This window comes from Arthrobacter sp. V1I7 (assembly GCF_030817015.1).
GTDB lineage: Bacteria > Actinomycetota > Actinomycetes > Actinomycetales > Micrococcaceae > Arthrobacter.
The window spans coordinates 3,939,674-3,964,863 of the sequence record NZ_JAUSYS010000001.1 but is presented as its reverse complement, the minus strand read 5'-3'; the positions used below and the strand labels follow the sequence as shown (position 1 = coordinate 3,964,863).

The 25,190-nt window shown below is 63.0% G+C and carries 26 protein-coding genes, 1 tRNA gene and 1 riboswitch; of the genes, 11 read left to right on the top strand and 16 right to left on the bottom strand.

Annotated elements, in window-relative coordinates; all coding sequences use genetic code 11:
• Positions 1 to 38: 38 nt before the first annotated feature.
• Both QFZ69_RS18195 and QFZ69_RS18190 read right to left on the bottom strand, forming a co-directional pair.
• Positions 39 to 338, bottom strand: a complete 300-nt coding sequence (locus tag QFZ69_RS18195) for a hypothetical protein (RefSeq protein ID WP_307000319.1) — start codon at positions 336 to 338, stop codon at positions 39 to 41.
• 416 nt (positions 339 to 754) lie between these two features.
• On the bottom strand, positions 755 to 1,105 hold the full coding sequence (locus QFZ69_RS18190) for a hypothetical protein (RefSeq protein WP_306913366.1): 351 nt from the start codon (positions 1,103 to 1,105) through the stop codon (positions 755 to 757).
• Positions 1,106 to 2,072: 967 nt separating this feature from the next.
• On the opposite strand from QFZ69_RS18190, the gene QFZ69_RS18185 reads away from it, so the two are divergent.
• Positions 2,073 to 2,465, top strand: a complete 393-nt coding sequence (locus tag QFZ69_RS18185; protein ID WP_306913364.1) for a hypothetical protein — start codon at positions 2,073 to 2,075, stop codon at positions 2,463 to 2,465.
• Between the two features lie 636 nt (positions 2,466 to 3,101).
• On the opposite strand, the gene QFZ69_RS18180 is transcribed toward QFZ69_RS18185, so the two are convergent.
• From QFZ69_RS18180 to QFZ69_RS18165, 4 genes are all read right to left on the bottom strand, one after another.
• Entirely contained in the window at positions 3,102 to 3,278 is a 177-nt protein-coding gene (locus tag QFZ69_RS18180; protein ID WP_306913362.1) for a hypothetical protein, read from the bottom strand.
• Entirely contained in the window at positions 3,275 to 3,652 is a 378-nt protein-coding gene (locus tag QFZ69_RS18175; protein ID WP_306913360.1) for a hypothetical protein, read from the bottom strand. Before QFZ69_RS18175 ends, QFZ69_RS18180 begins: the two co-directional genes overlap by 4 nt.
• A gap of 101 nt (positions 3,653 to 3,753) precedes the next feature.
• Positions 3,754 to 4,566: an AbiJ-NTD4 domain-containing protein gene (locus QFZ69_RS18170; protein ID WP_306913358.1), complete on the bottom strand. Its 813-nt coding sequence runs from the start codon at positions 4,564 to 4,566 to the stop codon at positions 3,754 to 3,756.
• Positions 4,566 to 7,355 (bottom strand): DNA methyltransferase, encoded by a 2,790-nt coding sequence (locus QFZ69_RS18165; RefSeq protein WP_306913357.1) that lies wholly within the window; start codon positions 7,353 to 7,355, stop codon positions 4,566 to 4,568. Before QFZ69_RS18165 ends, QFZ69_RS18170 begins: the two co-directional genes overlap by 1 nt.
• 132 nt (positions 7,356 to 7,487) lie before the next feature.
• Here QFZ69_RS18165 and QFZ69_RS18160 point away from each other — a divergent pair, with 132 nt between their 5' ends.
• Complete coding sequence (locus QFZ69_RS18160) at positions 7,488 to 8,243, top strand: DUF2510 domain-containing protein (RefSeq protein ID WP_306913355.1); 756 nt, start codon at positions 7,488 to 7,490, stop codon at positions 8,241 to 8,243.
• Positions 8,244 to 8,843: 600 nt separating this feature from the next.
• Here the strand turns inward: QFZ69_RS18160 and QFZ69_RS18155 are convergent.
• From QFZ69_RS18155 to QFZ69_RS18130, 6 genes are all read right to left on the bottom strand, one after another.
• On the bottom strand, positions 8,844 to 9,872 hold the full coding sequence (locus QFZ69_RS18155) for a hypothetical protein (protein WP_306913353.1): 1,029 nt from the start codon (positions 9,870 to 9,872) through the stop codon (positions 8,844 to 8,846).
• A 2-nt stretch (positions 9,873 to 9,874) separates the two neighbouring features.
• Positions 9,875 to 10,042: a hypothetical protein gene (locus QFZ69_RS18150; protein WP_306913351.1), complete on the bottom strand. Its 168-nt coding sequence runs from the start codon at positions 10,040 to 10,042 to the stop codon at positions 9,875 to 9,877.
• A complete protein-coding gene (locus QFZ69_RS18145) occupies positions 10,039 to 10,461 on the bottom strand; it encodes a hypothetical protein (protein WP_306913349.1) in 423 nt (140 codons plus the stop codon). The genes QFZ69_RS18150 and QFZ69_RS18145 overlap by 4 nt, the downstream gene beginning before the upstream one ends.
• The gene (locus tag QFZ69_RS18140) at positions 10,458 to 10,772 is read right to left on the bottom strand and encodes a hypothetical protein (RefSeq protein ID WP_306913347.1); all 315 of its coding nucleotides are present in this window, start codon (positions 10,770 to 10,772) and stop codon (positions 10,458 to 10,460) included. Before QFZ69_RS18140 ends, QFZ69_RS18145 begins: the two co-directional genes overlap by 4 nt.
• A 55-nt stretch (positions 10,773 to 10,827) precedes the next feature.
• On the bottom strand, positions 10,828 to 13,074 hold the full coding sequence (locus QFZ69_RS18135) for a bifunctional DNA primase/polymerase (RefSeq protein ID WP_306913345.1): 2,247 nt from the start codon (positions 13,072 to 13,074) through the stop codon (positions 10,828 to 10,830).
• A gap of 140 nt (positions 13,075 to 13,214) precedes the next feature.
• The gene (locus QFZ69_RS18130) at positions 13,215 to 13,439 is read right to left on the bottom strand and encodes an AlpA family transcriptional regulator (protein WP_306913343.1); all 225 of its coding nucleotides are present in this window, start codon (positions 13,437 to 13,439) and stop codon (positions 13,215 to 13,217) included.
• Between the two features lie 154 nt (positions 13,440 to 13,593).
• Here QFZ69_RS18130 and QFZ69_RS18125 point away from each other — a divergent pair, with 154 nt between their 5' ends.
• Both QFZ69_RS18125 and QFZ69_RS18120 read left to right on the top strand, forming a co-directional pair.
• The gene (locus tag QFZ69_RS18125; protein ID WP_306913341.1) at positions 13,594 to 14,088 is read left to right on the top strand and encodes a hypothetical protein; all 495 of its coding nucleotides are present in this window, start codon (positions 13,594 to 13,596) and stop codon (positions 14,086 to 14,088) included.
• A gap of 110 nt (positions 14,089 to 14,198) precedes the next feature.
• Complete coding sequence (locus QFZ69_RS18120; RefSeq protein ID WP_306913340.1) at positions 14,199 to 15,296, top strand: site-specific integrase; 1,098 nt, start codon at positions 14,199 to 14,201, stop codon at positions 15,294 to 15,296.
• Between the two features lie 61 nt (positions 15,297 to 15,357).
• Here QFZ69_RS18120 and QFZ69_RS18115 read toward each other — a convergent pair.
• Positions 15,358 to 15,447: transfer RNA gene (locus QFZ69_RS18115), tRNA-Ser, on the bottom strand.
• A gap of 138 nt (positions 15,448 to 15,585) precedes the next feature.
• Between QFZ69_RS18115 and QFZ69_RS18110 the strand changes: the two genes are divergently transcribed.
• From QFZ69_RS18110 to QFZ69_RS18095, 4 genes are read left to right on the top strand one after another with little or no spacing between them, the layout of a single operon-like run.
• A complete protein-coding gene (locus QFZ69_RS18110) occupies positions 15,586 to 16,638 on the top strand; it encodes a zinc-binding alcohol dehydrogenase (RefSeq protein WP_306913339.1) in 1,053 nt (350 codons plus the stop codon).
• 4 nt (positions 16,639 to 16,642) lie between these two features.
• Positions 16,643 to 17,041, top strand: a complete 399-nt coding sequence (locus QFZ69_RS18105) for a 6-carboxytetrahydropterin synthase (RefSeq protein ID WP_306913338.1) — start codon at positions 16,643 to 16,645, stop codon at positions 17,039 to 17,041.
• An 8-nt stretch (positions 17,042 to 17,049) separates the two neighbouring features.
• Entirely contained in the window at positions 17,050 to 18,279 is a 1,230-nt protein-coding gene (locus tag QFZ69_RS18100) for a glycosyltransferase (protein ID WP_306913337.1), read from the top strand.
• Positions 18,280 to 18,314: 35 nt separating this feature from the next.
• Complete coding sequence (locus tag QFZ69_RS18095) at positions 18,315 to 19,613, top strand: DNA glycosylase AlkZ-like family protein (RefSeq protein ID WP_306913336.1); 1,299 nt, start codon at positions 18,315 to 18,317, stop codon at positions 19,611 to 19,613.
• A gap of 35 nt (positions 19,614 to 19,648) precedes the next feature.
• Here QFZ69_RS18095 and QFZ69_RS18090 read toward each other — a convergent pair whose 3' ends face one another.
• Entirely contained in the window at positions 19,649 to 20,152 is a 504-nt protein-coding gene (locus tag QFZ69_RS18090; protein WP_306913334.1) for a nucleoside deaminase, read from the bottom strand.
• Positions 20,153 to 20,213: 61 nt separating this feature from the next.
• Here QFZ69_RS18090 and QFZ69_RS18085 point away from each other — a divergent pair, with 61 nt between their 5' ends.
• From QFZ69_RS18085 to QFZ69_RS18075, 3 genes are all read left to right on the top strand, one after another.
• Complete coding sequence (locus QFZ69_RS18085; protein WP_373461724.1) at positions 20,214 to 21,074, top strand: phosphatase PAP2 family protein; 861 nt, start codon at positions 20,214 to 20,216, stop codon at positions 21,072 to 21,074.
• 12 nt (positions 21,075 to 21,086) lie between these two features.
• The gene (gene upp / locus QFZ69_RS18080; protein WP_306913333.1) at positions 21,087 to 21,722 is read left to right on the top strand and encodes a uracil phosphoribosyltransferase; all 636 of its coding nucleotides are present in this window, start codon (positions 21,087 to 21,089) and stop codon (positions 21,720 to 21,722) included.
• A 97-nt stretch (positions 21,723 to 21,819) separates the two neighbouring features.
• The gene (locus QFZ69_RS18075; RefSeq protein ID WP_306913331.1) at positions 21,820 to 22,197 is read left to right on the top strand and encodes a VOC family protein; all 378 of its coding nucleotides are present in this window, start codon (positions 21,820 to 21,822) and stop codon (positions 22,195 to 22,197) included.
• Positions 22,198 to 22,369: 172 nt separating this feature from the next.
• On the opposite strand, the gene QFZ69_RS18070 is transcribed toward QFZ69_RS18075, so the two are convergent.
• On the bottom strand, positions 22,370 to 23,185 hold the full coding sequence (locus tag QFZ69_RS18070; RefSeq protein WP_306913329.1) for a hypothetical protein: 816 nt from the start codon (positions 23,183 to 23,185) through the stop codon (positions 22,370 to 22,372).
• Positions 23,186 to 23,342: riboswitch (cyclic di-AMP (ydaO/yuaA leader) on the bottom strand.
• A gap of 260 nt (positions 23,343 to 23,602) precedes the next feature.
• Complete coding sequence (locus QFZ69_RS18065) at positions 23,603 to 25,189, bottom strand: HAMP domain-containing sensor histidine kinase (protein ID WP_306913327.1); 1,587 nt, start codon at positions 25,187 to 25,189, stop codon at positions 23,603 to 23,605.
• Position 25,190: the final 1 nt, after the last annotated feature.

The following is a 25,190-nucleotide window of genomic DNA, read 5'->3' as shown; positions in this document are numbered from 1 at the left end:
GCCGGGGCGTTTCTTGTCCTAGGCGGCGCCGAGGGTGTTCAGGGCTTTCGTGTTCGCTGCGGCCTTCTGTGCATAGGCCGCCTTTCCGATTCGAGGGCCTTGTCGAGCGCGGGCCGTTTCCTGCTGTTCGCTTTGGTCAGTGCGGCAACTGCTTTTTTGTACGCTGCGTCCGTGGCGTCGAGGTCGGTTCGCTTGGCCGAGAGTGCTCTGTCCAGGGTGGGTCGGAGGGTCTGCTCGTAGGCGTATTCCTTGGCCTGGTCGTCCACGAAGCGTTGGGCTGCGACCTGGTAGTCGACGGACAGGGTGGTGAGGGCCGCGGTGTAGGCGGCTTTGGTCATGGGGGCGCGTGCGGGAGCCCCCGTTGTTGCGGCGCGCGCGTGGTTGTTGAGGTCGCCGCACTGGCCGCCGGAGCCACCGCAGCCGCGCCGAACGTCATGGCAAGCCCGAGGGCAATGGTGCTCGTGGTCTTCACGAGGCGAACCCTACTGCAGCTTGGTAAGCGCCCGGCAACGCCCGGAAGGATGACTTTTCTCTTCAAATTCCCCCCCGATAAATCGCTGCACTTAGCTCGCATATCAGTTCTTATCGGCTGGGTCGACCTGAATGTAATGCAGACAGCGGCAGATCGCAGCCAGGCCGGCAGTATCGCGCCGACCGCTTCAGCGTCAATCTTCACCATGGAACGGACACTGGCGGTCAGGGACGACAGAAACCCCCGTCAGTTGCTGGCGGGGGTTTGTTGCGTCCCGTTGTGTTACTTGACGACGTACGTCCTGCTGACCTTGAAGATCATCGGGTCGGCCTTGGTGTTATGGACGCGGACGACGTACTTTGTGCCTTTGGGCCCGCCGACTTTAAGGCTGTCGTTCCAGCCGCCGGCGATGTAGGTTCCGTTGCGGTACCAGCGGTATCTCAGCATGGCGCCCTTGGGCCAACCGTATTTGTTTGCCTTCACGACCGTTCCGGACTCCACATATACAGATGACTTTCCGACGGTGCAGGACTGACCTGGCGGGCAGACTGCGGCACTGGCCGTTGGTGCGAGCAGAAGCGAAGACCCGGCGAGCACGACCGCCACTGCGGCGCTGCGAAACGCAAATTTCACGATTATTTCCCCCAATAATACTAAGAGGCCGCGGTGGCCTCCTCGGATCATAGGCCAACTATTCGAACGGAACCTCAACTCAGCCCCCTTCACGGGTTCAACGCCGGGGTTCTTATACGCGGGCAGGCAACTCTTGGAGAGCTCAAACTAACCAACAGTAATCCCGCCAACGACTTTGGTGGGCGGGCGGGCAGGAACGCCGGAGCCAGCCTGCCGTTATTGAAGCAAAAGGCCCTGGTTCCCTCACAAACGAAGGGAACCAGGGCCTTTCTCATTGGCGGTGACGGTGGGATTTGAACTTTCGCAGAAGCACAGGCGACAGAGCAAGATCGTTGAAAACTCGCGAATTGTGATACTCCCTAGGCGCTGAAAATGTCTGCTGATCACAACGTATTGCGCTCAAATCGTGCTCAGTTTTGGCGTCGATTTCTGGACGCGTCGGGGTGACGCCAAAAACGGGGTGATGCCGGGGTGATGAGCGCGCAGACCAGTATTCACGCGGGTTGATCGGGGTGACGGGTTGACGGCGTGCGAACACCAGCAAAATCACCTATACGTGTATGAAGCGATGATCTTTATCTTTATATATAGGGGCTGACCGGTTTGCTCGTTCTCACGAGGCGTCAACCCGTCGACCCGTCGACCCCATGCAAACACTGGTATGTACGCCCATCACCCCATCATCACCCCGTCACCCCCAGCGTATCTGAGTGGCAATTTTCAGCTCCGATTTGAAAGGTTAACTCACGGTGTGCGCTCATGGGGCTATTGCGGCCGTGCCTGCAAAGCGCCGTTATTGTCATGTTTACTGACTCACACGTTCACATTTAGGAATTCCGGGAATTAAATCATGCCATTCATGATTTGTCCGCTATTAGCGAATTCAACTCCGGTCCATTTCCTTTTTCATTAATTGCCCTGTAATTTCTTGCTTGTTGAATTTACCGACCAAGGAGGAAAGATGCGTGTGGAACAGAACGTTCTAATACAGTTCGAGACGATTACCCCAGCCGATGCTCGGAAACTTCTGTTCGGCGGCAACTATGCGAAGGAGCGCGCAGCCCAGCCTTTCGACAGAGCCAAGCTTCATCACTTCGTGGACATGCTCACGCCCGGCAAGTCCGACTGGGTGTGGCGTCCCACGGTGGCGGCGATCTGGATCGATCCTGATGGAAAGCTACGTGACGGCCTGCACCGCCTCTACGCCTGTGCGCTCACGGGTCAAGAAATAGACGTTCTCGTTTGTCGCCAAGTGGAGTGGACGTCAGACAGGCAACTCAAGGCGGAAGATCTTCTTCAGGGGAACAGTGACATGACCCCCGAGGAGTGGAAGGACGGGCTGACCGTGGATATAAGCTGACTGGCCGCTTGGCGAGCCGCCCAACGGTGACGACAACTCGCCAAGTTCGACTACCCCTGCATGTAGGACCGCCCCGGGCCTCCGAAAAGGCTCCACGGAGGGCACAATAAGTACTATTTATTGTTTCCCCAAACCCGTACACAAAACGAGCGCCCGAACGCACCGGGTGGAATTAACTGCCCAGGGGAGGGGGTGCCGACCCGTGGTCGTCGCGTCGATCAACGCGGCAAGACGCCCGGCAGACACGCAGGGTGTCTCGTCAGACGGCAGCAGGCGTCGCGTGCATCATCACGCGTGGATGCAACGACAGGCGATGTCAGAGCACGTCAGTTCAACGCATGGCGTCAGAGGAGCGAGCGGCACAGGCACACGGGCGTTGAACGATTCGGCATCATCGGACGGCGCAAGCACGCGGACACAGGCGTCGTCGTCAGCACATGAATGCAATCGAGCGTCAGTGAGCGTGTAAGCGGGCGGACTAGCGAAGTGACAGATTCGCACACAGCGAGATTGTTGGATCGTCAGGGAGAGTTTTACGGACGTCTCAGCGACAGACAGCTGTCAGCGCGTCGATGCACGATTGCATGGTTGGGCGCATCCACCACTAACCCCCGTTGCCGGGGGTGTGGGTTGTAGTTACGGGACGAGCGTCAGGCGCGAGACGTCGTCGCGGTCGAAGGCGAAGAAGCCTTCAAGAGTGGCGTGCGGCGTGGTGATGAACGCGGAGCCATCGTCGTCGATGTCGAGGTCGGCATCAGGGCCGAACGACGCATGAACGAACTCGGCAGCGGCGATCATTTGGTCCCGGGTCATGCCTTCGCAGCCTTCGCGGCTTCGGCGGCCTTTTCACGGCGGCACGCGGCGCGTGCCTTCTTGCCTTCGGGGCCGGACTTGGCGTGGGTGCAGTCGGTGTGTGCGGTCGGGGCGGGAGCCTTCTTCGCGGGGGCGTTGGCGGGCTTCTTCACCGGTGCCTTTTTCGGGGTCTGACGCGTGCCGTTCGCTTCGGCTTCAAGTTCGGCGGTGGCGTCGGCAACTTCGCCGGCGGGGGCTTCAACGTCCTGGGCGATCGACACAGCGGCGGCAGCTTCGTTGGCGAGTGCCACGGACGGCACCTCGACGAGTTCACCGGACAGCTTCACGGTCGGGGCGGCGGTGGTCTTGCGGGTGGCCGGAATGCGTGCGGTCATGTTGATCAGTCCTTCGTTTGTCGTTTCGTCGTTCCTGGCGGATCGACGAGATGACATTAAGAGACTTTGCTCAGCAGTCCCAAGGACGACTTTCCAACGGTCTACGCCCCGCTTCCCGCTTTCTTGATCAGGTAGCCGACCATCGATGAGCACGTGACAAGGAAGTAGGTGGCGAGTGCCTCGTCCACTTCGCCGAGTTCGATGCTGCCATGTCGGATTCCACCCTCGGCGCTGGTGTACCCATAGAGTTTTAGCCAGCCATCGACCAAGGCCCGTTGTGTCGGAACACCCTTGGCTTCCAATTTCTTGAGCGCATCTCCAAGTGTTTTTTCGCCGGTCAGATGACGGGCGACGGCTTCGACTGCGCTGATCGACTCCTTGACTACGTTCGAGTAGTGGGGATCTTGTCGGTTCGAAAGCAGAGACAGCGCATTCAGCAGATGCTTCCGTGCGCCCCCATATGGCTGCAGCACATCCAATGCGGTCTCAATAGCCTCAATCTCGGCCGTCTCGGTCACTTGGATAATTTCGCCGTTCACTACCCGGTATCCCACGAGGTACTTCGTGAAGACGTCGTTCAGCAAGTCAGGCAACGGATGGCCTACCGCTTCGATGCACGCTTCAACGAGGTCAAACGCTTCGGCCATTGTGCCCTTGACTACGGTTTTCTTGACCGTGCCTAGGAAGCTTTTCCCTCTTGTTCCCTGAAGGTACTCAAGAGATTCGTTCCATTCAATCCACAGGCCTACCGCGAACGTATCGTTCATTTCGATGGGTCCGTAGTGATCGTATGAGGTCATCTTCAAGACGTAGACAACATTCCAGATCTGGGTTCGCGTCTCGTTGTCTAGGTCGTCGATTTGGACGATTGTTCGTGGCTCGACGTATCCGTTGCGTTCTGAGAAGCGGGGCATCAGTTCCTCTCCCCCTCGCGGAATGGGGCGTAGTCGCTGGGATCTGTAGCGACCTTAGCGTTGAGTTCGTATAGTCGATCCACGATCTCTGCCTGATCACCAAGGACGGAGGTTGGCCAGCCGTACGACCTGCACACTGCCTCATCAAGGCGTTTGTGCGCTGCGCGCAGGTCGGTGAAAGCCCCTTCGTCCATCGCGTTGTAAACAGCAGTGAGTCCCGCCTGGTTCTTGCCCATCGCAACCAGTTTCGCGCAGGCGTGCTCCCTCTCCGCGACGACGTCTCGTGCCGCTTGTTCGATCATGTCTCCCTGAGGATCGTCAGGCGACGGGAACGGGAAAGTCCAAAGGGCTGTCTTGGGCGTGTACCTAAGGTCCGATTTCATGGTCGAACACTGTTCCCACGCCCAAGCAGTGTGGATTTTCGACGATAAGACACCGAAACTCCAATCGTCCTGTCGAGCAATGACAGTTAGTGCATCACCGGAACACCAGTCGGACTCAGCCCAGGTGAAGAGCGGGCGCTTGCCGACTCTCCCGACTGCAAAATACCTGTCGAGCTTGGCAGTTGCATGCCGCATACCAAGGCTGACTTCACCGAATCTCCACCATCGGTCGCGTCGGGCAGGTCGATTATTTTGGTCTCGGAATGGCTTCACCCGTGCTCGGACGATTTCTAGGGCAGCAGGAAAAGCCATCGCATCATCGAGCTCCATAATCCCGAAGTCGATGATCCATCTTGTCGGCTCCTGCGTCGGCTCAGCTGCGATGTCCTTGCTGATGAAGTAGCGTTTCACGACCTGTTCATATGGGGAGTCGGATCGCGAAAGGAGAGATTTCGCTTCCTCGTCCTCCAGCACAAAGCCGCCGCCGGAGGGTTTGTTCCCCTCGAATCCGATGCCTTGGTTAGCGGGGAGAGGAACAGCGGCCCGAGCGCTTGCACCTACTTTCAGGTAGTTAGTTATGCCCGCTACCGGTACCTTGTCCAGAAGAACGCCAGACGGCGGGATGGCGGGGGACTTGACCCAGTTGACGATCGAAACGTGAACATTGGCCTCGCCTGGCCACACTTGGGTGGTGACAGCATCAGTAATTACTGCCCCTTTGGCCATGATGTAGTCCAAAGCCGCTAGCCGAGATTTGTTCTGTCGGATGGAGTTTGTAGCCACCAACCCAGCCCTCTGGCCGTCTTTCATGTGGTCCTGTGCCTTGCGGAACCAGTAGGCGCAAAGGTCCACGATTCCTGCGTGGAACTCAGATTCCAAGAAGTCTAGATAGTCCGCGCCGTTGGACTCACGGATTCGTGAGTAGCCGATGAACGGCGGGTTTCCGATGATCGCGTCAACTGTCGGCCACTCCGCTTTCAAAGCGTCTGCCTCGATGATGGTGTCAAGGTTGTGCAGCGGCAGCGGGTCGTCGCCCTGAACGTTCATCTCTCTGGCCATCTGCGCGTGACCCATCCAAATCGTGAGTCGTGCAATCTGCACGGCGAAGGGCTCGATCTCGATGCCGTACAAGTTTTCGATCGGGTAGAACTCAAGGTGCATCGAGACTGGTTTTCCAGCTGCATGCTTGAGGTCGTCGATGCGGTCTTTAAGGTAGTGCTCCAGGCGGCGGAGTTCTCGGTAGGCCAGGTAGAGAAAGTTTCCGGATCCACAGGCCGGGTCGAGCACCTTGAACTGGCACAGCTCCTTGAGGACAAGCTCCAGTTTTTTGTAGTCCTGGGTGCCGTCGATGCGCTCACGCCAAGGCTTCAGGATCGTCGGTTCCACGATCTGCATGATGTCTTGCTCGTGGGTGTAGTGCGCCCCAAACTGCCGGCGTCGGTCGCCCAGGCACCCCTCAAAAAGCGAACCAAAGATCGTCGGGTTCACGTAGCGCCAGTCGTACTTTGACGCCTGCACGAGCAGATCGAGGTCGAAGCTGTTCAGCGGCACGTAAGGGACAGATTCGAGAAGTCCGCCGTTCACGTAGGGGAGCCCTGCAAGGAACCCCTCACTGCGATCGATTGCATTCCGGGAGTTCATCGCTGCGAGGAACGACTGAACTTCTCTCCCCGGGATTCTCTGCTTTGCACCGCGGGAATCGGCTGACAGGTCCCTGATGAGGTTCGCAAATCGGTTCTCTGGAATGAGGCCTAGATCTTCGGCAAACAGTGTCCACGTTGTCTGGATGATGAAACGGCGCAGGTCGTCATCCTTCAGCCCGAATTCCTCGCGCTCGTGGAAGCGGTCATACAACCGGTTGAACAGGCCGATCATGTCGGCGCTAGCGCCAACAGTGATCTTCTGGCCGGGTCCACCGTAAGTGGGTACTTTGCCGCGTCCCATCAGAAATGCGAGCGAGTCTACAAAGTCCGGCAACTGCTCCAAGGTAAAAACGTCCCTGGGCGCATTGGGGAATCTACCCGGCTCCCATACCTCGAAACGGTCAAAGGAACACAGGACGGTGAACGGGGGAGCGGCCATGTCATCGGTCGCGCAGTACTTCCAATAGCGGAGCATCTGGGGTCGGTGCTCGGCGAGCCGTACAGACTCCCTCGGTCCCTTCATCTCGACGAGAACGACCTCAGGCCAGTAGAAATCGATGAAACCGTGGCGTTGGCCCTCGTCCAAGGGGAGATGTGACTCGTGGCTGGCGTCGAGCGTGCGGGGGTCTTCAACTCCGGTGTAAGCCTGGACGAGCTGGTTTACGAATGTCTGAGCTCCAGCACGCTCCGTTCCCGAGTACCCGGACCAATTGGCCACGAAGGTCTTCAGCGATTCGACGATCTCGTTACGCGTGCGGTGCATCAGTTCCCCATCTAAATTGCAAGTACAACCGATTGAACCATGACGGACCGACATTCAGGTTTTCGTGCAGTTTTCGCTATTGCTCAGCATATGATTGCTGGAAATTTACAACGAGCGATCATGGGGGGCAACATGAGCACACCCGCAGGTTGGTATCCGCAACCCGACAATCCAGCGGTCTTGCGTTGGTGGGACGGTTCGGGATGGACCGATCAGACGAAGCCAGCCGCTCAGACTGTGCCTGCTGCCAAGCCACGTCCCAAGTTTGGTCTTGCGGTGACTGCTGCGGCATTGACCCTCGTTGGCTTGGTCGGGTCGCCTCTCGGGTTCGTGGCGGGGCTGGTTCTCATCGCAGCCGTTGTTTTCGCCATAGTCGCCCTCGCGAAGAGACAAAGACTGAAGGGACTTGCGATCGCCAGTCTGTTTATCGCCCCAATCATGTTAATTGTGACTATTTCCCTTGCCTCGTCTCCAACCCCTTCACCGGCGGCACCATCGGCAACGAAGCCGTTCGTCGCTACGGACTACAAGGAGATGCCTGAACGGGATCTTGCGGTTCTGGTCAAAGACCCTGAGAGCCACAAAGGCGAGATGGTCGTGCTCCACGCGCGAGTGACCCAGTTCGATACGGCTACTGGTGGTTGTTCTTTCCGCGCTGAAGCGGCGCATGTTCGCCCTGAGGACACGTTCGGGTATAACCACAATTCCTTCTTCGTCGGGGGGGCGGGAGGGGTCAGCTGCGACCAACTCAAGAGCTACGTTGACAAGGACGAAGTCAAGGTACTTGCGACGGTAAAGGGCTTGGTCGAATACAAGACGATGATGGGTGGGCAAACGGCGGCGCCTGAATTTAGGGTTGACCAAATCGAACGTCTGGCATCAAAGTAACGCCACACGGGTCAGGCGTTCGCGTAACCGTGCATGTCTGACGGCTCGCTTTGCCTCGATCCGGCGGCGTAGATGTGGGTCATACCGTGCGGTGAGCATCTGGTCAACGGTGATGCCTGGGTCTTGGTCGAGGTACTCAAGCTCGGGCGGGAACTCCCAGCTTCCTTCGTCGTCCTCTCGAACGACCGGAACTATGCTCCCGCCCTTGCGAAGCCGTTGGCGTTCCCGCTTTGCTGCCCTGCGGCAGGTCTCCCGCGAGCACGAAACCGACTGATGCGGCTCAAGGGCTCCGGTGCAAAACCGGCACCTCACAGGTCGATGCTTCGGTTACGTCGTCCATCCCATGCAATCGAATTCATGTAGCGACGATAGGAGATGAGCGCGGTGCGCGGCATCTCGGGGACCCGAACGCCCAGGCGCGTCTGTGAGCGTCCAAGAATCGTTCGATGATCGATCACCTACGAGCGCACGTGCTGGCATCTGCAGAACGCGTCACGGGCGCTGTCGCAGCGTTCCCGTTCGTGTTGATCGATTGCATTGGCGGCTATCCACCACGAAACCCCGTACCTGCGAGTGGCACGGGGTATCGCGGTTTACAGACTAGAAACCCATTGCTCGGGCTCCTGCTTCACCCCAAGATGACCGCTTCATGCGGCCGACCTCGAGCTTGTCGTCACCGTCTTTTTTAGGAGTGTTCGAGTAGGCGACAACCGGGGCCAGTCCGATGACCTCGAAGTACCGGCCCCTTGCGGCTTCTTGGACACGGAACTTCTTGTAGTCGGTTTCGGCAACAGCGAGATTCGCCGCATCGTAGGCGGAAACAACTTGGGCGGTGGACGGCACCCACGGTTCCGCTACCGTTGCGAGCCACACCAGATAGTCCCAGGGGTTGGCCGGCTTCCCGTTGATGTCAGTGCTCGGGATGGCGGACGTGCTGTGCTTGAACAGAGCTGATCCTCCAGCACCGAGCCATGTGTCGAAGTTCCTGACGCCTTCGAGCTGGTCATTGGCGGCACGGTGGGACGTGGACCGCTCGCGTTTGCTGAGCCAGTAGTCGGACAGTTCCAATGAATTGCGGATGTGCCCCACGACGGCGATCTTGAAGGGCTCGCCTTGAGCAAGGCCGGGAGCGGTGAGGCCGTGCTGAACAGTTCGGATTTCGCTGTAGCGGGAGATCAGTTCTTCCCTGGCACCCCAAGCCGACAGGATTTTCGGATCGTTGGCGGCGAGAACCTGTTCTGCAGCTCGGATGGTGCCGAGGACTTCGTCGTTGGCTCGAACGTCGTCCATCAGTTTGGCGAGTTCGGCACGGAGGAAACCGAGGGCGGAATCGGAGTTGTCCCTGATCAGATCGCGCTTCCGCTCCTGGACGGCTTTCAAGGCGTCCTTGAGCATCTGTGCGCAGACTGCTGCGTTCTGCCTTTCGGACCGGATTTCTTCGTTGTGGAAATGAGGTTCCTTGGGGAAGTCCTCACCGGCCAGTGCAGCTTCGACGTAGTCCGTGGTGGAGATCAGGGCTTCGGGCTTGATGGCTCGGTTCCTCGTGCTCTCTTCATTGATGCGCTTCTCGGCCTTGGTGTGGTCATCGAAGCCGGGGATGTGGGTGTAGGCCTTTGCTGTGATGGTCATGATTACTGCTCCTTCTTGGTGGGGTACATGGATTCGTAGAGGTCGCGGCCTTTTTGGACGCCCCCTTCAGACTTGCGTTCCTTGGCGGTCTGACGGCGCTCGGCGCTGGCCTTAACCTTCTCCTCGAATGTTCCGTCGCGGTGGGCGGCCATCGATTCTTGGACGTTCATTTGGTGCTCCTTTGGTAGGGGGTTTCGTTGGTCAAAATTAGGGGTGCCAGGTCCCAGCAGCGGAAGAGGAACGAACGCATGGTCTGGGGCTTGAGCCAGATAGACAGAAAACTGATCGAGGCGGATTTGAGGTATCCGTCGTCGTCCATGAGCACCAGGTCGAGCATGTGCCAATCAAGATCGACCCGGCCCAGGATTGCGATGTCGCCACGCTTCACTGATCGCCAGTCGGTGTGCTCGGGGAGAATGTGGAACATGTCGGCGGTGAAGTAGAGATTCCCGATCAGCAAGCCCAATTCGCGTTCCCCGGGCACGTCGTAGGTATCGACCGGAGCTTCACGCCACGCAGGTCCCGGTACCGGCAGTTGCAGTTCATATCTGTTCTTCGGGCGGGTGAAATCGACGTCCACGAGGGTCATCGCGCACCGCCGGTCAGGATCAGTTGCGGTAGGCCTTCAGAGTCGGCGGTCGTCCTGACCGGTCGCTGGTCGAAGAGACCGAGGACTTCTACAGTGCCGTCGAAACGCACCCAGGCGAGGGGCCTATCGACACGGTGTGCTGTCGCGAGCTGAACGTACACGGCAGACGTCAGCGTGACGTTGCCCAAGGTGCCTGTCACCATGCCATCGATTAGCGGCGACAGAGTCACGGGCGCGACTGGCGCACCCTTTACAACCGTGATGCGTGAGCGTCGCCTGGGCGGCGTGTAGGGGGTTGGCTGTTCATTCATGGTGGTACTTCCTTTCGGATGGTGGATCTTGCGGCTATTGGTAGAGGCTGCTGGGTTATCGCAAGGAGTATCGCCACCCCTCGGTATTTCCCGAGGCGACGCGCTGCCGCGTGATCAACTTTTCGTTCCGGCGGAGGTCATCGAGAACCTCGGGCAGTAGCTTGCGCTTGGCCTCTCCAAACTTCTTTGAGAATGCCGAGCCTGTTTTTGGCCCCTCCTTCAGGAGAATGAGAACAACTTCGCGGACCTCCCGACGCATGGTGTTGTGGGCAGCGTCGTCCCGGATCACAGCAGCCTTGCCCTCAGCCTTAGCTCGGGCCAGATGTTTCTTCTGCGCCTCGCCCCGCATGACCTGCTCGGTGCTTTCCCGAACCCAGTCGCTGTGGGTCATGAAGCGTTGCGCCATCTCCCAGTGGATCTCGTCAAAACCGTGAGTCTTCCCGTGGAGGACCGCAATCCCGAGCGCGACCTTCTCGATAACCAAGAGACGGTGACCGTCATATTTGTCGCTTTCGCCGGTCTCAAACGGGTCTTCGCGGCGTCGGCGCAAGTTTTCTGAACGGATGATGGCTTCAACGGATTTGGGGATTGTGACGTGGGTGAGCTCCTCATAGCCTGCAGCCTCGCCCATCTTGGACTTCCAACGTTCTGTTCGGTGACGCTCGTGCGGCCATTCCGGCAAGGCGATGGTTGCAGAACTTCTGGACTCCGGGTCGGTATCCACCGCGTCGGGGTCGTTTACAGTCACCCATACGAAGCGCTGGGGGAGGCCACCACCTGCTTCGCTGAACAATGCGTCCGCACGGAGGGGTTGCACCCCTACCTGCATACACAGGCGGTAGCGATCATCGCCAACGGGTATGTTCTTGGACTTGTTCGCGTACCCGTAGCCCAACGCCTCGCCGGTACCAGCCTTCCGTAGCGTTTCGGAGAGCGTGCTGCTGTCCCGACCGAACATGGCTTTCAGGCTGTCGACCTCAGGGGCTGACAGAAGGACACGGGTGTAGCCGTAGACAACCTCAAAACCCTTCTGACCATCGACTGGCTGAAGCGAGCCAAACATCTTGGCGACGCCTTCTCCCGAGCCTGGGGAGCCTTGGAAGACGTCCTCTTCGACGGATGCGGGAAGGGTGTAGAGACGCCGACCAAGCTTTTCACTCATGCCCTTGCCCGCGCCGGATTTGGCAACGATCGCCAAGTGCAGGTTTGGAGGCGCAGGGGTCCCGACGGTATCCGGTAGGCATACGTAGGCGGGTACCGCTAGCAGCGCACGGATGATACCGAGGCCCAACATGCCGAAAGGACCGACGCCGTGATCGTTGGCGAAGCGCTTGATCAGGCCCATGACCACGGACATAGCCCAGATTTCATCGGCAACTTCGCGAGCGTCGGGCTGGGCGGCGGCCCACCTAACCATGTTGTCGAACTCTTGGGCATGAGGCGTACGACCTTGTGCCGGTGAGAAGGCCTTGTCCCATGCCTCTCTGAGGGCATCAACTGCTTGATCAGCGGAGTAATCGCCAGCGCGCACTTCGCGGACTGCCCAGCCAAGAACGGCGACCATAGCTCCGTGCCGAGATTCGCCTTCGCCAACTCGGGTTCGGAAGCTGGTGACCGGCCCGTCGATCTTGCCGGGGTGCTTGGACGTGGTGTGTTCCCGGCAGAAGGTCGTGAGGTGAGCCGGGGATAGCGGCTCGTTCGCACTTATACCGGCAGACTGCACAAGGCTCCGCAGGCTGGCTTCCAGATTCGGCACTTCCCCTGCCCTAACCCACTTGTAAGGGTTTTCCGTTACGGGGTGGATTGTGGGGGAGGCAACGATGACACCGTTCTTGCCTCGGAAGTCACCCCAGGGTGCGAACTCACCGGGGGAGTTGCCAAGTGATTCATCAGTGCAAAAAACGTAGTGCCCCCGGTCACCGGAACCGCGGGAGCTGTGGAACAACCCCTTGCGTAGTTCATCCGCTATCTCGGGCGGAACATCGTCGAGGTTGTCGCCGTCGTAGTCGAAAATGGCCAGCCCGCTTCGACCTGCGTGGATGAACACTCCGGCGTCGGGCCACTTTTCGAACCATGCTCGGATTACAGCAGGGTCCGTACTGGTTTTGGTGTCCCAACCCTTCTTCAAGAGAGAGCCCGGATTCTTCGTGCCCGGTGCGAGCGTTCCTACATAGATGCCCGCCCTTGCGTAAGCCAGCGCCGCATTGAGGGGAGTCATCTCATTCACACCGGCAGGTATCCGGAGCGCCTTTGCCTGCGGGGAGTTTTCGGCGACGCGGCTGAAGTCAACCTCGATCTCCAAGGAGGGTCTTCTCTTCCGCCTCAGGCGAGCCGATGCGCCCGTCCTAGTATGGGTTTGTGTTCGGATGCTCACCGTCACACCTTTCGTTAGAAGCAAGAGCCGGGTTTTGTCGTTTCGGGTGAACCCGGCTTTTTGCTGGATTAGCTGGCTGCGGGATCGACCACGCTGGCTGACAGCCAGGCATCGAGATCAGACTTGCGGTAGATGATGGTGCGTGGAGTCGGCCGCAGGTACCGGGGGCCTTTGCCCAGGTATCGCCATTGGGCCATCGTCTGGCGGCTGTAGCCGGTGTAGTTCGCCGCCATGTCAGGGCGGTAGAGAACCTCACTTGGTGCAAGGTGGTCATTGGGGCGCTTTCGAGACATCTGTTCCTCCTGTGGCATTCTGGGCACATTATTTGAATGAGGTGCCCAGTGGATTGATGTTCATATACAATCACGGGAACAATCTTGTGTCAACTAGTCGTATTTTTGGAGACCTGATTGTAGTCGTGTGCTCACATCTGTTAGCGTCAGATGCATGAAAAACATCAATGCAGGCGCGGGGCTGAAGTTTCCGGCAGAGGTCAAGAACTCGGGATCTTACGGCGATCGATCAGTGGAAGTTGAATTTGTGGCCACCTTCAACCGCGACTCCGAGCAATACGAGATACGCAGGTTGACGGTCGTCCAAGGCGAAGGGGCGGAACCCATCACTGGAACCATTCTTCGAAGGGTGCGGGTCCAGGAGGCGTTTGGGGAAGTCATGCGGAAAACCAGCTTCGGGCTCCAGAGTGGGGGCGACTATAAGCTTCCTTACCCGGACCGCCTGACGCTCGAAGACGGGGAACTCTATTGGGAGCGCGTACCCCACAAGAAGCAGGACCTTGAGGTTTGGCGGCGGACGCAAGCTGAACGACTATTCGTCATTGCTCGGGCGTTTGGTCAGCCTGAGCTAAAGCTGATTCAGGAAGTATTGGGTGTCAGTCAGTCCAGTGCGAGCCGCCTGCTCAAACAGGAGTCGACAAATGCGTAGCAGTGACCTGTACAGATCCCGTCAGGGCATCCGACAGACGATTGCAGGTATGGGTGGGCATGATCACCCAGGCGAGCACGTGCGGCAGGCAGCAGAGGCGGTGACGTGACATGGCGACAATCTCCAAAGATGAAGCACGCGGAACCTACACGGTCCGCTACCGGAAGCCGGACCGCACCACATCGATGAAGCGAGGTTTCAAGACCAAGCGCGACGCCGAGTTGTGGAAGTCGCAGAACGTTGTGGAACAGGCCCGAGGTGAGTTCATCAACGTCTCAGCGGGCAAGGTCACGGTGTCTGTTCTCGGTGGGGCATGGCTGGAGAACCTCACGCACATCAAGCCCTCAACGCTGCGGCCAACCGAAAGCGCTTGGCGCGTCCACGTCGAACCTCGCTGGGGCAAGACCCCCGTTGCCGACATCCGCCACTCTGATGTGCAGGCGTGGGTAGCCAAGCTAAGCGCCGAGAAGTCTGCCACGCTTGTCATCCGCTGTTACGGCATCCTTGCCAAGATTCTGGACATCGCGGTGAAGGACCGGAGGCTCTCGTCGAATGTCGCCCGGGGGGTGAAGATGCCCCGGAAGGTCAAGAAAGAGCACGTTTATCTGACCCACCAGCAGGTACACGATCTCGCCGCTGAGGCGAAGCACGGCACTATGGTTCTTGTCCTCGCTTACACAGGACTCCGCTGGGGTGAGGTGACGGCGCTCCGGGTCAAGGATGTCAACCCCATGCGTCGCCGTCTCAACGTGGTCCTAAATGCCGTCGAGGTGGGGAGCAAGATCGAGGTGGGCACTCCGAAGACGCACAAGAAGCGCAGCGTTCCCTTCCCAGCGTTTCTGGCGGATGCGCTCGCCGGTCAGATGGCGGGTAAGCACCCCGACGACCTGCTGTTTCCTGGGGAGGACGGCAGGTACATGAAACGAAGCGGTACTAATCAGACCAGCAATGGATGGTTTGTGAACGCACTACGCCGGGCGGGTCTTGAACGGATGACGATTCACGACCTCCGCCACACCGCAGCATCGCTGGCGATCTCAGCAGGGGCGAACGTGAAAAGCGTCCAGGCAATGCTTGGGCATGCCTCCGCCACGATGACGCTGGACACCTACGCAGATCTATTCCCGGATGATCTCGACGCTGTCGCCGTCGCGCTCGATGCCGCTGCATCACAGCAGGTTGCGCTCAAAGTGCGCTCACGGGACTAAATTACAAAAAGCGAAGGCGCCTACTTCGCTGTGTTATCAACGATGTAGACGCCTGCTCACTTGGCGGTGACGGTGGGATTTGAACCCACGTTGGCTTTGACACCAAACAACATTTCGAGTGTTGCACCTTCGGCCGCTCGGACACGTCACCAACCCGTATAGGCTACCGGAGCAAGGCGCTCATCCCCAAACGGCCGGACCGCCGGCGCTCGTCCAGGGCCCGCGGCGACCCGCGACGGGCGCGCCGGACTTCCCCCGCCCTGCCGGGGGCACTAGATTCATAAGCAGGATGAGTATTTCTGAACAGCAGGCAACAGCAACCGCATATTGGACCGTCGGACCCGAAAAAGGCGAACTCCGGCGCGAGGACCTGCACGCCCCCGGACCGGGCGAGGCCCTCGTCCGCACCCTGTATTCGGGCATCAGCAAGGGCACGGAACTCGTCGTCCACAATGCCCGCGTGCCGCAATGCGTCGCGGCGGAAATGGCCGCCCCCAACCAGGAAGGCTCCTTTCCCGGCCCGGTGAAATTCGGCTACCTCTCCGTCGGCATCGTCGAGGACGGCCCGGCGGAGTTGCTGGGCAAGACGGTCTTCTGCCTGTACCCGCACCAGGACCGCTACGTGGTCCCGGCCGAGTCGCTCACCGTTGTCCCCGACGGCGTCCCCGCCCGCCGTGCGGTCCTCACCGGAACCGTCGAAACAGCCGTCAACGGGCTGTGGGAAGCCGGCCCCCGCCTGGGTGACCGCGTCGCCGTGATCGGCGCCGGACTCGTCGGCGGCATGGTGGCCAAGCTCCTCAGCGCCTTCCCGCTCGGACGGCTGCAGCTGATCGACATCGACCCGGACAAGCGCTCCTTCGCGGCGACCCTCGGTGTCGAGTTCAGTCACCCCGACGACGCCCTGCCGGACTGCGACATCGTGATCCACTGCTCCGCGTCCCAGGCTGGCCTGGAGCGGAGCCTGCAGCTGGCGGGCGACGAAGGCGACATCATCGAGATGTCCTGGTATGCCGACCGGACCGTCACGCTGCCGCTGGGGCAGGACTTCCATGCCCGCCGGCTCTCCATCCGTGCCAGCCAGGTCGGGGTGGTGGCCCGTGCGCGGCGCCACCGCCGCACCACTGCGGAGCGGCTCCAGCTTGCCGCCTCCCTGCTGCGGGACCCCGTCTTCGACGTCTTCGTCACCGGGTCCTCCAGCTTCGGGGAGCTTCCCGACGTCGTCCAGCGGCTGTCCGACGGAAGCCTGGACGCACTTTGCCACGTCATTGAATACCCAGTCATCGACAAGCCTGCCATTGGATACCGTCCCAGCGATTCCACTCCCACAGAAGCCACGAGGTAAGACCGTGTTCAGCCTGACCGTCCGCCGCAACTTCATGATTGCCCACAGCCTTCCCCGTCCGGCCTTCGGCCCCGCCCAGGGTATGCACGGCGCCACCTTCGTCACGGAGGTGACCTTCCGCCGTCGCGCGCTGAACGAGGACTCGATCGTGCTGGACATCGGCGAGGCCGGGGACATGCTGGATTCCGTCCTCGAAGGCCTCAACTTCAAGAACCTGGACGAGCACCCGGACTTCGCCGGAAAGCTCAGCACCACCGAGGCCCTGGCCCAGTACGTCGCCGACGCCGTGGCATCGAAGATCCGCGCTGGCCAGGACGGGCGCGACCTGGCCGGGCTGGACGTCACGCTCCGCGAAACCCCGGATGCCTGGGCCACCTACTCGCTCGACTTCGACGCCCGCTAGGACCCAAGGTGCAGCCGTCCGGCCTCCACCTCCGCCTGGTGGTGCCCGGCAATGTCCGGCACAACTCCGGCGGGAACGTCTATAACGCCGCCCTCGCCCGGGAGCTGACCCTCCAGGGCGTAGAGGTGGAGACCTGCCCGCTCGACGGCGATTGGCCCGGGGGGAGCCCGGAAGACCGACGGCGGCTGGCCGCTGTTCTGGGTACCGACGGCCTGCATTCGGACGGCTTGCACCCCGACGGCGGCTCCGGAGCCAGCCACCGGGTCACCCTGGTCGACGGGCTGCTCGCCGGCGGGGCGCCGGAGGAACTCGCCGCCGCGGCCGCCGCCGGACGGCCGGCCTGGATCCTGCTGCACATGCCGCTCGAGGACCCGGGACTGGAACGACGGGCGCTCCGGGAAGCGGCCGGGGTGATCTGCACAAGCAGTTCAGCGGCGGCCGGGCTCCGCGCCCGGCACGGACTCGCCGGCATCACGGTCGCGCTCCCGGGCACCGTGTCCGCCCCGCTCGCCAGCGGTTCGGAGCCCCCTCACCTCCTGGCCATGGCGGCCCTGCTGCCGAACAAAGACCAGTCGCTGCTGCTCGACGCGCTGTCCCTGCTCACCGAGCTGCCGTGGACGGCGGCCCTCGTCGGCTCCGACTCCGCCGACCCGGCGTACGCCGCGCAGCTCCGGGACACCGTCCGTCGGTTGGGGCTCCAGGACCGCGTCAGCATTCCGGGCGAACTGCGGGGCGGGGCGCTGGAGGCCGAATGGGCCAGCGCGGACCTCAGCCTGCTCATCTCCCGGGCAGAGACCTACGGACTCGTCGTTCCGGAATCGATTGCCCGCGGCGTCCCCGTGGTGGTGCGCGCCGGCACCGGAGCCGTGGAAGCGCTCGCGGCCGGCACGCCGCAAAGCCGGAAGCCGGACACCCTTCCGGGTGCCCCCGCAGCCGGGGCAGGCACCCTGCCGGGCACCGCCGTCGCCCTCGCCGCGGACCCGTCACCGCTCGCCGAAATCCTGCACCGCTGGCTCACCGACACCGCGCTCCGCACCCGCTGGCAGTCGGCCGCCGTGGCCGCAAGGAACCACCTGCCCGGCTGGGACAGCACTGCACGGACAGTGGTCGAAGCCCTGCGCGCAGGGTCCGCGGGGAACCCGGGAAGCAATCCGGGGACCAGCCAGGGGAGCGGCCCGGGGAGCGGCCCGGGGGAGCCGCCCGCGGACCAGCCCGGCGGAACTGCCGCCGGCAGATGATTCCCCTGCCGGACCTGCTGGTGGACAATGACCCCATGACGCCAGAGCCGCTCACCGCGCAGCCTCCGACCGCGAACATTCCTCCGGCCAGGACGCTCACGCCCGAGCTGCTCCGCGCCTGGGCCTGGCACAAGCAGGGCCTGGACGGTTCCCTCGCCGGCCGCACCGCGGAAGAGGTCTTCGCGCGGGCCGGCTGGGCCCGTTCCGTCGGCGGCGCCAACCCGTACCTGACGCTCTTTGCCCGCGCGGGCATCCGCCGGGATCAGGTTGACGCCGATGTCCGCGCCCACCGGATCCTGGAACTGCCCGCGGCCCGCGGCTGTACCTATGTTCTGGGCCGCGAGGACTTCGGCTGGGCCCTCAAGCTGGGCAAAGATGCCGCCGAGGCCATCCGGGTGCTCGGAAGGCTCGGCGTCGACCGCGGCGAAATCACCCTCCTGGAGGAACAGGTCCTGCACACCCTCGCCGAAGCCGGTGTTCCCATGGATCCCCGGCAGTTGAAGGACGAGCTCGGCGACTCGGTGCGCAACCTCGGGGAAGAAGGCAAAAGGAAGGGCGCCGCCACTACCCTGCCCACCGCCCTCGGCATCCTGCAGTCGCAGGGGCGGATCCGCCGGGTCCCGACCAATGGACGCCTCGACCAGCAGCGCTATGGCTACGAGCTGTGGAACCTGCCCGACAGTCCCCTGGCTGACGACGGGATCCGCGCCGAACTGATCCGCCGCTACCTTGGCTGGACCGGCGGGGCCACGCTCAAGCAGTCGCAATGGTTCACGGCTTTCACCGTGGCGCAGAGCAAGGCGGCGCTGGCCGCCGTCGGCGCCGTCGAGGTGCCCACCGCCACCGGTGACATGCTGTGGATGCTGCCCGACGACGTCGAACGCCTGGCCGTTTTCGAGGAACCGGCCGAGGAACAGATCCAGCTGCTCGCCGGTACGGACTCGCTGGTGCTGCTGCGCCGGAACGCCGCGGAACTGCTGGCGGCGGAAGGCCCTGACGGGGAGAGGATTGATGGGCAGGTCGTGGCTTCGCTGGCGCTGCAGGCGGATCTGCCGGACCACCCGATCCTGGACCGGGGCCGGATCATCGGCCTGTGGCAGTACGAACCGGGCAAGGAGCGGATCGTGTCCTGGCTGTTCCAGGGCCCGACGCCGGCCGTGACCCGGCGGATCGCCGAGATGGAGGCCTGGATCCGCGAGGACCTGGGCGATTTCCGGGCCTTCAGCCTCGACTCACCGGCCACCCGGCAGAAACGGATCGACGCCCTGGCCGGCGCCGCCGCCGCACGCTCCGCCGCCGCACGCTCCGCCGGCGCCGCCGCCGGCGGCAAGTAAGCAGCAGATAGGGGAGAGCCGTGCGGGTCCGAGGATCAGTTGCCGCGATGGCCGGCGAAGAAGTCCCACAGCAACGCCGCGCACTCAGGCTCCCGGACCCCGGCATACACTTCCACCCAGTGGTTGAGCCGGCGCTCGCGGAGGATGTCGAACACCGAACCCGCGGCCCCGGCCTTCTCGTCCCAGGCGCCGAAGACAACCCGGGGAATCCGGGCCAGCACCACCGCCCCCGCGCACATGGCGCAGGGCTCCAGCGTCACCACCAGGCTGCAGTCCTCCAGTCGCCAGCCGTCATCGCGTTGCCCGTCCTGTGCGCGCCGTTCCCGCAGCCGGGCCGCTGCCGCCCGAATGGCCACCATCTCCGCGTGCGCCGTCGGGTCCCCGAGCGCCTCCCGTTCGTTCCGGCCGGAACCGAGGACCGCGCCGTCGGGTCCGATCACGACTGCGCCGATCGGCACGTCGTCGGTGGCCAGCGCCCGGCGTGCTTCGGCGAGGGCAAGGCCCATCCATTCGGCATGGCGTGGCTCCCGGGAAGTCATGGCTCAATGATAGTTTCGACGGTAAGCAAGCTGTGCAACACAAGAGAGTGGAGAGGCAGCCGTGAGCACCCGAACTGAGAGCTGGCTGACGCAGCGCTGGGGGAAATGGGTGGTGCCTTACGCCGCTCTTTGGATCACGATGCTCGTCGGCGGCGTCATCGTGGTGGTTCTGGCAGTGCTGAGCGCCGAGGTCTATGCCAACGTCGTGGACGATGCCGGTCTGGCCAATCTGGACAGGCCGACCCTGGCCTTCATGGAACAGCTGCGCAGCCCCGGGCTGGACTCCTTCGTCACAGGGTTCACCAACATCGGCGGCGGAACCGGCATGCCCATCCTGGCCAGCATCCTCACGGCCTGGCTGACCTGGGCCTCCCGGACCTGGCGGCCGCTGATCCTGATCGGAGGCGCTGCCGCTGTCTCCACCACGGCCACCACGCTGGGCAAGAAACTGATCGGCCGGAACCGCCCGGACCACGCCGACGCTGTGGCGCCCTACGAGAACTCGCCGTCGTTCCCCAGCGGCCACACCCTCAACACCACGGTGGTGATCGGGCTGGTGGTGTACCTCGCCTGCCTGCAGGTGAAACGTACGCTTGCCCACATCGGCATGATCGCCGCGGGTGTGATCTTCATCGGCGGGATGGGCATGAGCCGGGTCTACCTCGGCCATCACTGGATGACGGACGTCATCATCGGGTGGGCGTTGGGGCTGGCCTGGGTGGGGATCGTGATCCTGGCCCACAGGCTCTTCCACGCCCTGCGACACCGGGAACACGTGGGTCCGGCACCCACGTTTGATCACCCAGCCCACCTCAACGACGGCGAAACTGTGGCTAGCGGCGGCTCCGGCAGCAGCCGTCCCATCGAAACGGACGATCCCGATACGCCGGGACCCTCGGGCAGATCCCCGGCGGCCGGGTGATAGTTTTGACGGATGCGCACTCTCGTTGTCGACCACCCGCTGGTCGCCCATAAGCTCACCGTTCTGCGGGACAAGAACACCCCGTCCCCGGTCTTCCGGCAGCTCACGGAAGAGCTCGTCACGCTCCTGGCGTATGAGGCCACCCGTGAGGTGCGCACCCAGCCCGTGACCATCGAGACGCCGGTCAGCACCACCATCGGCACGGCCTTCACGAAGCCCACCCCGCTGGTGGTTCCCATCCTCCGCGCCGGACTCGGCATGCTCGAGGGCATGACCAAGCTGGTCCCCACCGCCGAGGTCGGTTTCCTGGGCATGGCCCGGGACGAGGAAACGCTGGACATCATCACCTACGCCGAGCGACTCCCCGAGGACCTCACGGACCGCCAGATCTTCGTCCTGGACCCGATGCTGGCCACCGGCGGAACCCTGCGCGAGGCCATCAAGTTCCTCTTCAAGCGCGGCGCCTCCGACGTCACCTGCATCTGCCTGCTCGCCGCCCCCGAAGGGCTGGCGAAGCTGGAGGAACAACTCGCGGACGCCAACGTGACGATTGTGCTCGCGTCGATCGATGAGAAGCTCAACGAGAAGTCGTACATCGTGCCCGGCCTGGGCGACGCCGGCGACCGCCTCTACGGCATCGCCGGCTGACTAGCCACACCAAGCCGTGCCGCGGGCCGGTGCTCTGCGCCGCCTGCGGGCCACCGGGGGTTCCGCACAGCACCGCCCCGGGACTAGCCTGACCCCCATGGACTGGAAACTTGAACTCGTGTTTGTCCCGGTGTCCGATGTGGACCGTGCCAAGGACTTCTATGTCAACAAGGTCGGCTTCAACGCCGACTACGACGAGCGGCCCGTGGAGGGCCTCCGCTTCGTCCAGCTGACCCCGCCGGGCTCCGGCTGCTCGATCGCCATCGGCGAGGGCCTCAACGACGCGCCGCCGGGCACCGCCCCCAGCCTGCAGCTCGTCGTCAGCGACATCCAGGCCGCGCACAAACAGCTCAAGGACAACGGCGTGGACGTCAGCGACGTCGATATCCAGGACTGGGGGCACTTCGTTTATTTCGCCGACCCCGACGGCAACAAATGGGCCGTGCAGTACCTCCCCAACCGGCCCGACGGCTAGACCTCCCCCGGCCCTAAGGGCGGCGGCCCTGACGAGGGCTGTAGCCGGGCCGTGCGGGTGCCGTGCACGTGGGACGGCGCCGGCCACGGACGCCCCAGTAGCAGGAACGCCCCGGATCGCGGGGATCCGGGGCGTTCTGATGCTGTTGTGCGGGCGGGCAGTGCCTTGCGGTTTAGTACCAGTTGTGCGCGTAGTGGAAGTTCAGGGCCCCGCACGGGGAGCCGTACCGCTGCTTGATGTAGTCGAGGCCCCAATTGATCTGGGTCCGATAATTTGTCCGGTAGTCCGCGCCGGCGCTCGCCATCTTCTCGGCGGGCAGGGACTGGACCACGCCATAGGCGCCGCTGCTGGGGTTCGTGGCGGTGGTCTTCCAGTCCGACTCCTTGGTCCAGAGTTTCGCCAGGCACGGCATCTGGTCGGCGGCCCACCCGTAGGAACCCAGCTGGGCTGCGGCATATGCCTGCGCCCCGGCGGGGTCGTCGACGGCAACGGGCTTTGCCGCTTCAGGGGCCGGGGCCGGTGCCGGCGCCGGCGCTGGTGCCGCGGCTGGTGCCGGCGCGGCGGCAGGAGCGGCTTCGGCGGCGGGGGCCGGCGCTACGGCTGGCTGTTCCGCCGTGGCGGGGGCTTCTACGCTGGCCGCAGCCGAAGGTGCCGGGAGAGCTGCCGCCGAAGGCGCCGGCGACGGTGCGTCGGCGCGGACCCGTTCGAAGTCGAGGGGCGTCAGCAGGTCGGCCGCGATGGCGGACGCGCCGGCATTGCCGGCGCTGGAATGGCTGGACTCGGCAGCCTGTCCGGCCGCGCCGACTCCGAGGAGGACCGCGCAGGCGGTGGCGACGACGGCGGCCCGACGCCCGGTGTAACCGACGCCTTTGGCAAACCGGGACCGGGCCGGGATGGGCTGGGCTGGATCGGCGCGATGGCGGGAATCGGCACGGCGGGGCGTGCCTGCATCGCCGTCACGGCGCGTTTGTAGCTTGAATTCAGTCATGATGCCTCTCAACGCCTACGGAGTTAGCTGTCGGGTGCGGATGAGAAATCCGGCCGCACGGATTCTCACGTGTCGGCTTAACCCCAAGGGTGCCTGGATGCAGGCTGCCCGGGAACTCTGGGTTCCCCGCCTCTGCCTGGTCCAGCGGTTTCCGGGAGGCGGCAGAGTTGGGCGTCATCCGGATATGCGGCTCCAGTTCCGGCCGCACTCTATCGACCGTACAGGAGTTTCATACGTACGTCACATTTGGATAACGGAACACACGGCGGCGGTGTGTCGCCTTGCGCTCCTCCGCTGCCGGGACTGCGCGCCGATTCGACGGTGCACTGCTGCCCATCCGAGGCACCGCAAGCCGGGCGGCACGAAACCGTGGAAACGGGCGCCTGCGGCGGGCTGCGGGGTGGCCGAGAGGGCACACTAGGACGGCCGGGGGCCTCCGCGGAGCCGTACGGCAAATTCGGTCCGGCCCGGTCGGGAGCTGACTTCGACGCTGCCTCCGTGGGCTTCAACGATCGACTGCACGATCGACAGGCCCAGCCCGCTGGTCCCCTCGGCCGTGGGCGCCGGGGCCATGGTCTGAGCTCCCGGTCCGCCCGCCGTCCCGGAGCCGACGGACCTGCCGGCACCGCCGGCTGTCGCCGTCGTAACCGCCGGGTTTTTCCGGGCGGCATCCGCGCGGGCGAAGCGTGAAAAGACCTGGCTTAAAAATTCGGCGGGGATCCCGTCGCCGTTGTCGGTCACCGTGACCACCGCGCTCCCGTCGGCTGCACGCATCACGCCCGTGACCACCGTCGTCCCGGGGGCGGTGTGCTTGCGGGCGTTGGACAGCAGGTTCGCCAGAACCTGGTGGAGCTGCGTGGAGTCGCCACGGACCACCACCGGTTCCTCCGGGAGTTCCAGCCGCCAGGCGTGGTCCGGCGCCATGACCTTTTCGTCGCTGACCGTTTCGATCGCCAGCTGGGTCAGGTCCACGTCGCTGAGCTTGAGCGGCTGCCCCTCATCCAGGCGGGCCAGCAGCAGCAGGTCCTCAACCAGTGCAGTCATCCGCTCGGACTGGCTTTGCACCCGGGCCAGGGACTTCGCACCGTCCGGGGTGAAGTGCTCGGTCATCCGCATCAGCTCGGTGTAGCCGCGGATGGCCGTCAGCGGGGTCCGCAGCTCGTGCGAGGCGTCGGCCACGAACTGGCGCACTTTCATTTCGCTGTGCTGCCGCGCCTCCAGTGCCTTGGAGACGTTGTCCAGCATCTGGTTCAGCGCGTGGCCCACGCTGCCTACTTCCGTGCCGGGATGGGCAGCCGACGCCGGAACCCGTACCGCCAATGCCACCTCACCGGCGTCGAGCGGGAGGCGGGAAACCTTCGTGGCCACCTCCGACAACTTTTCCAGCGGCTTCATGGTGCGGCGGATGAGTACGGTGCCGGCGAGGCCGATGAGAACGAGGCCGCCGGCGGATACCACCACCATGGTCCACACGAGCGAGGACAGGGTGTTCTGCTTTTCGGCCAGTGGCAGTCCGGTCACGATGACGTCACCTTGGGGGGATTGCACGGCCGAGAGCCGGTACGCACCGGAGGAGAGTGTCCGGTCGACAGGGACGCCGTCGGGAAGGAGCGCGAGGAGGACCTGTTCGTCGTCGGGCGAGAGGCTTTTCCGGGTGGCGTCCCCGGCGAGGAAGCCGGCACTGCTGACCGCGCTGCCGGCGATACGGGCCGTCAACGTACCGATCCCTTGGCCCCTGGCTTCCAAGGGATCCGGCCTGCCTCCGGGGTTGCCGGCCGGGGGGCGACCAGCGTCGTTGGAAATCCGTGAAACCTGTCCAAGGCGTACGTCCAACTGGCGGGTCAGGAACGAATCCATGGAGGCATAGCTGAACAGCCCGATGGCACCACAGATGGCCACCAGCAGCGCCATGGCGACCAGGACCAGCCGGGTGCGCAGATGCCAGGTGGCGGGGTCCCGCCAATTGCGCCCGGGAGTGCGGACCTTACCGGAGATGTCGGACACG

Coding starts and splice junctions, on each gene's coding strand:
- QFZ69_RS18195 (WP_307000319.1), bottom strand. CDS start 338: ATGACCAAAGCCGCCTACACCGCGGCCCTCACCACCCTGTCCGTCGAC.
- QFZ69_RS18180 (WP_306913362.1), bottom strand. CDS start 3,278: ATGACCCGGGACCAAATGATCGCCGCTGCCGAGTTCGTTCATGCGTCG.
- QFZ69_RS18175 (WP_306913360.1), bottom strand. CDS start 3,652: ATGACCGCACGCATTCCGGCCACCCGCAAGACCACCGCCGCCCCGACC.
- QFZ69_RS18170 (WP_306913358.1), bottom strand. CDS start 4,566: ATGCCCCGCTTCTCAGAACGCAACGGATACGTCGAGCCACGAACAATC.
- QFZ69_RS18165 (WP_306913357.1), bottom strand. CDS start 7,355: ATGCACCGCACGCGTAACGAGATCGTCGAATCGCTGAAGACCTTCGTG.
- QFZ69_RS18160 (WP_306913355.1), top strand. CDS start 7,488: ATGAGCACACCCGCAGGTTGGTATCCGCAACCCGACAATCCAGCGGTC.
- QFZ69_RS18155 (WP_306913353.1), bottom strand. CDS start 9,872: ATGACCATCACAGCAAAGGCCTACACCCACATCCCCGGCTTCGATGAC.
- QFZ69_RS18150 (WP_306913351.1), bottom strand. CDS start 10,042: ATGAACGTCCAAGAATCGATGGCCGCCCACCGCGACGGAACATTCGAG.
- QFZ69_RS18145 (WP_306913349.1), bottom strand. CDS start 10,461: ATGACCCTCGTGGACGTCGATTTCACCCGCCCGAAGAACAGATATGAA.
- QFZ69_RS18140 (WP_306913347.1), bottom strand. CDS start 10,772: ATGAATGAACAGCCAACCCCCTACACGCCGCCCAGGCGACGCTCACGC.
- QFZ69_RS18130 (WP_306913343.1), bottom strand. CDS start 13,439: ATGTCTCGAAAGCGCCCCAATGACCACCTTGCACCAAGTGAGGTTCTC.
- QFZ69_RS18125 (WP_306913341.1), top strand. CDS start 13,594: ATGAAAAACATCAATGCAGGCGCGGGGCTGAAGTTTCCGGCAGAGGTC.
- QFZ69_RS18120 (WP_306913340.1), top strand. CDS start 14,199: ATGGCGACAATCTCCAAAGATGAAGCACGCGGAACCTACACGGTCCGC.
- QFZ69_RS18110 (WP_306913339.1), top strand. CDS start 15,586: ATGAGTATTTCTGAACAGCAGGCAACAGCAACCGCATATTGGACCGTC.
- QFZ69_RS18095 (WP_306913336.1), top strand. CDS start 18,315: ATGACGCCAGAGCCGCTCACCGCGCAGCCTCCGACCGCGAACATTCCT.
- QFZ69_RS18090 (WP_306913334.1), bottom strand. CDS start 20,152: ATGACTTCCCGGGAGCCACGCCATGCCGAATGGATGGGCCTTGCCCTC.
- upp (WP_306913333.1), top strand. CDS start 21,087: ATGCGCACTCTCGTTGTCGACCACCCGCTGGTCGCCCATAAGCTCACC.
- QFZ69_RS18075 (WP_306913331.1), top strand. CDS start 21,820: ATGGACTGGAAACTTGAACTCGTGTTTGTCCCGGTGTCCGATGTGGAC.
- QFZ69_RS18070 (WP_306913329.1), bottom strand. CDS start 23,185: ATGACTGAATTCAAGCTACAAACGCGCCGTGACGGCGATGCAGGCACG.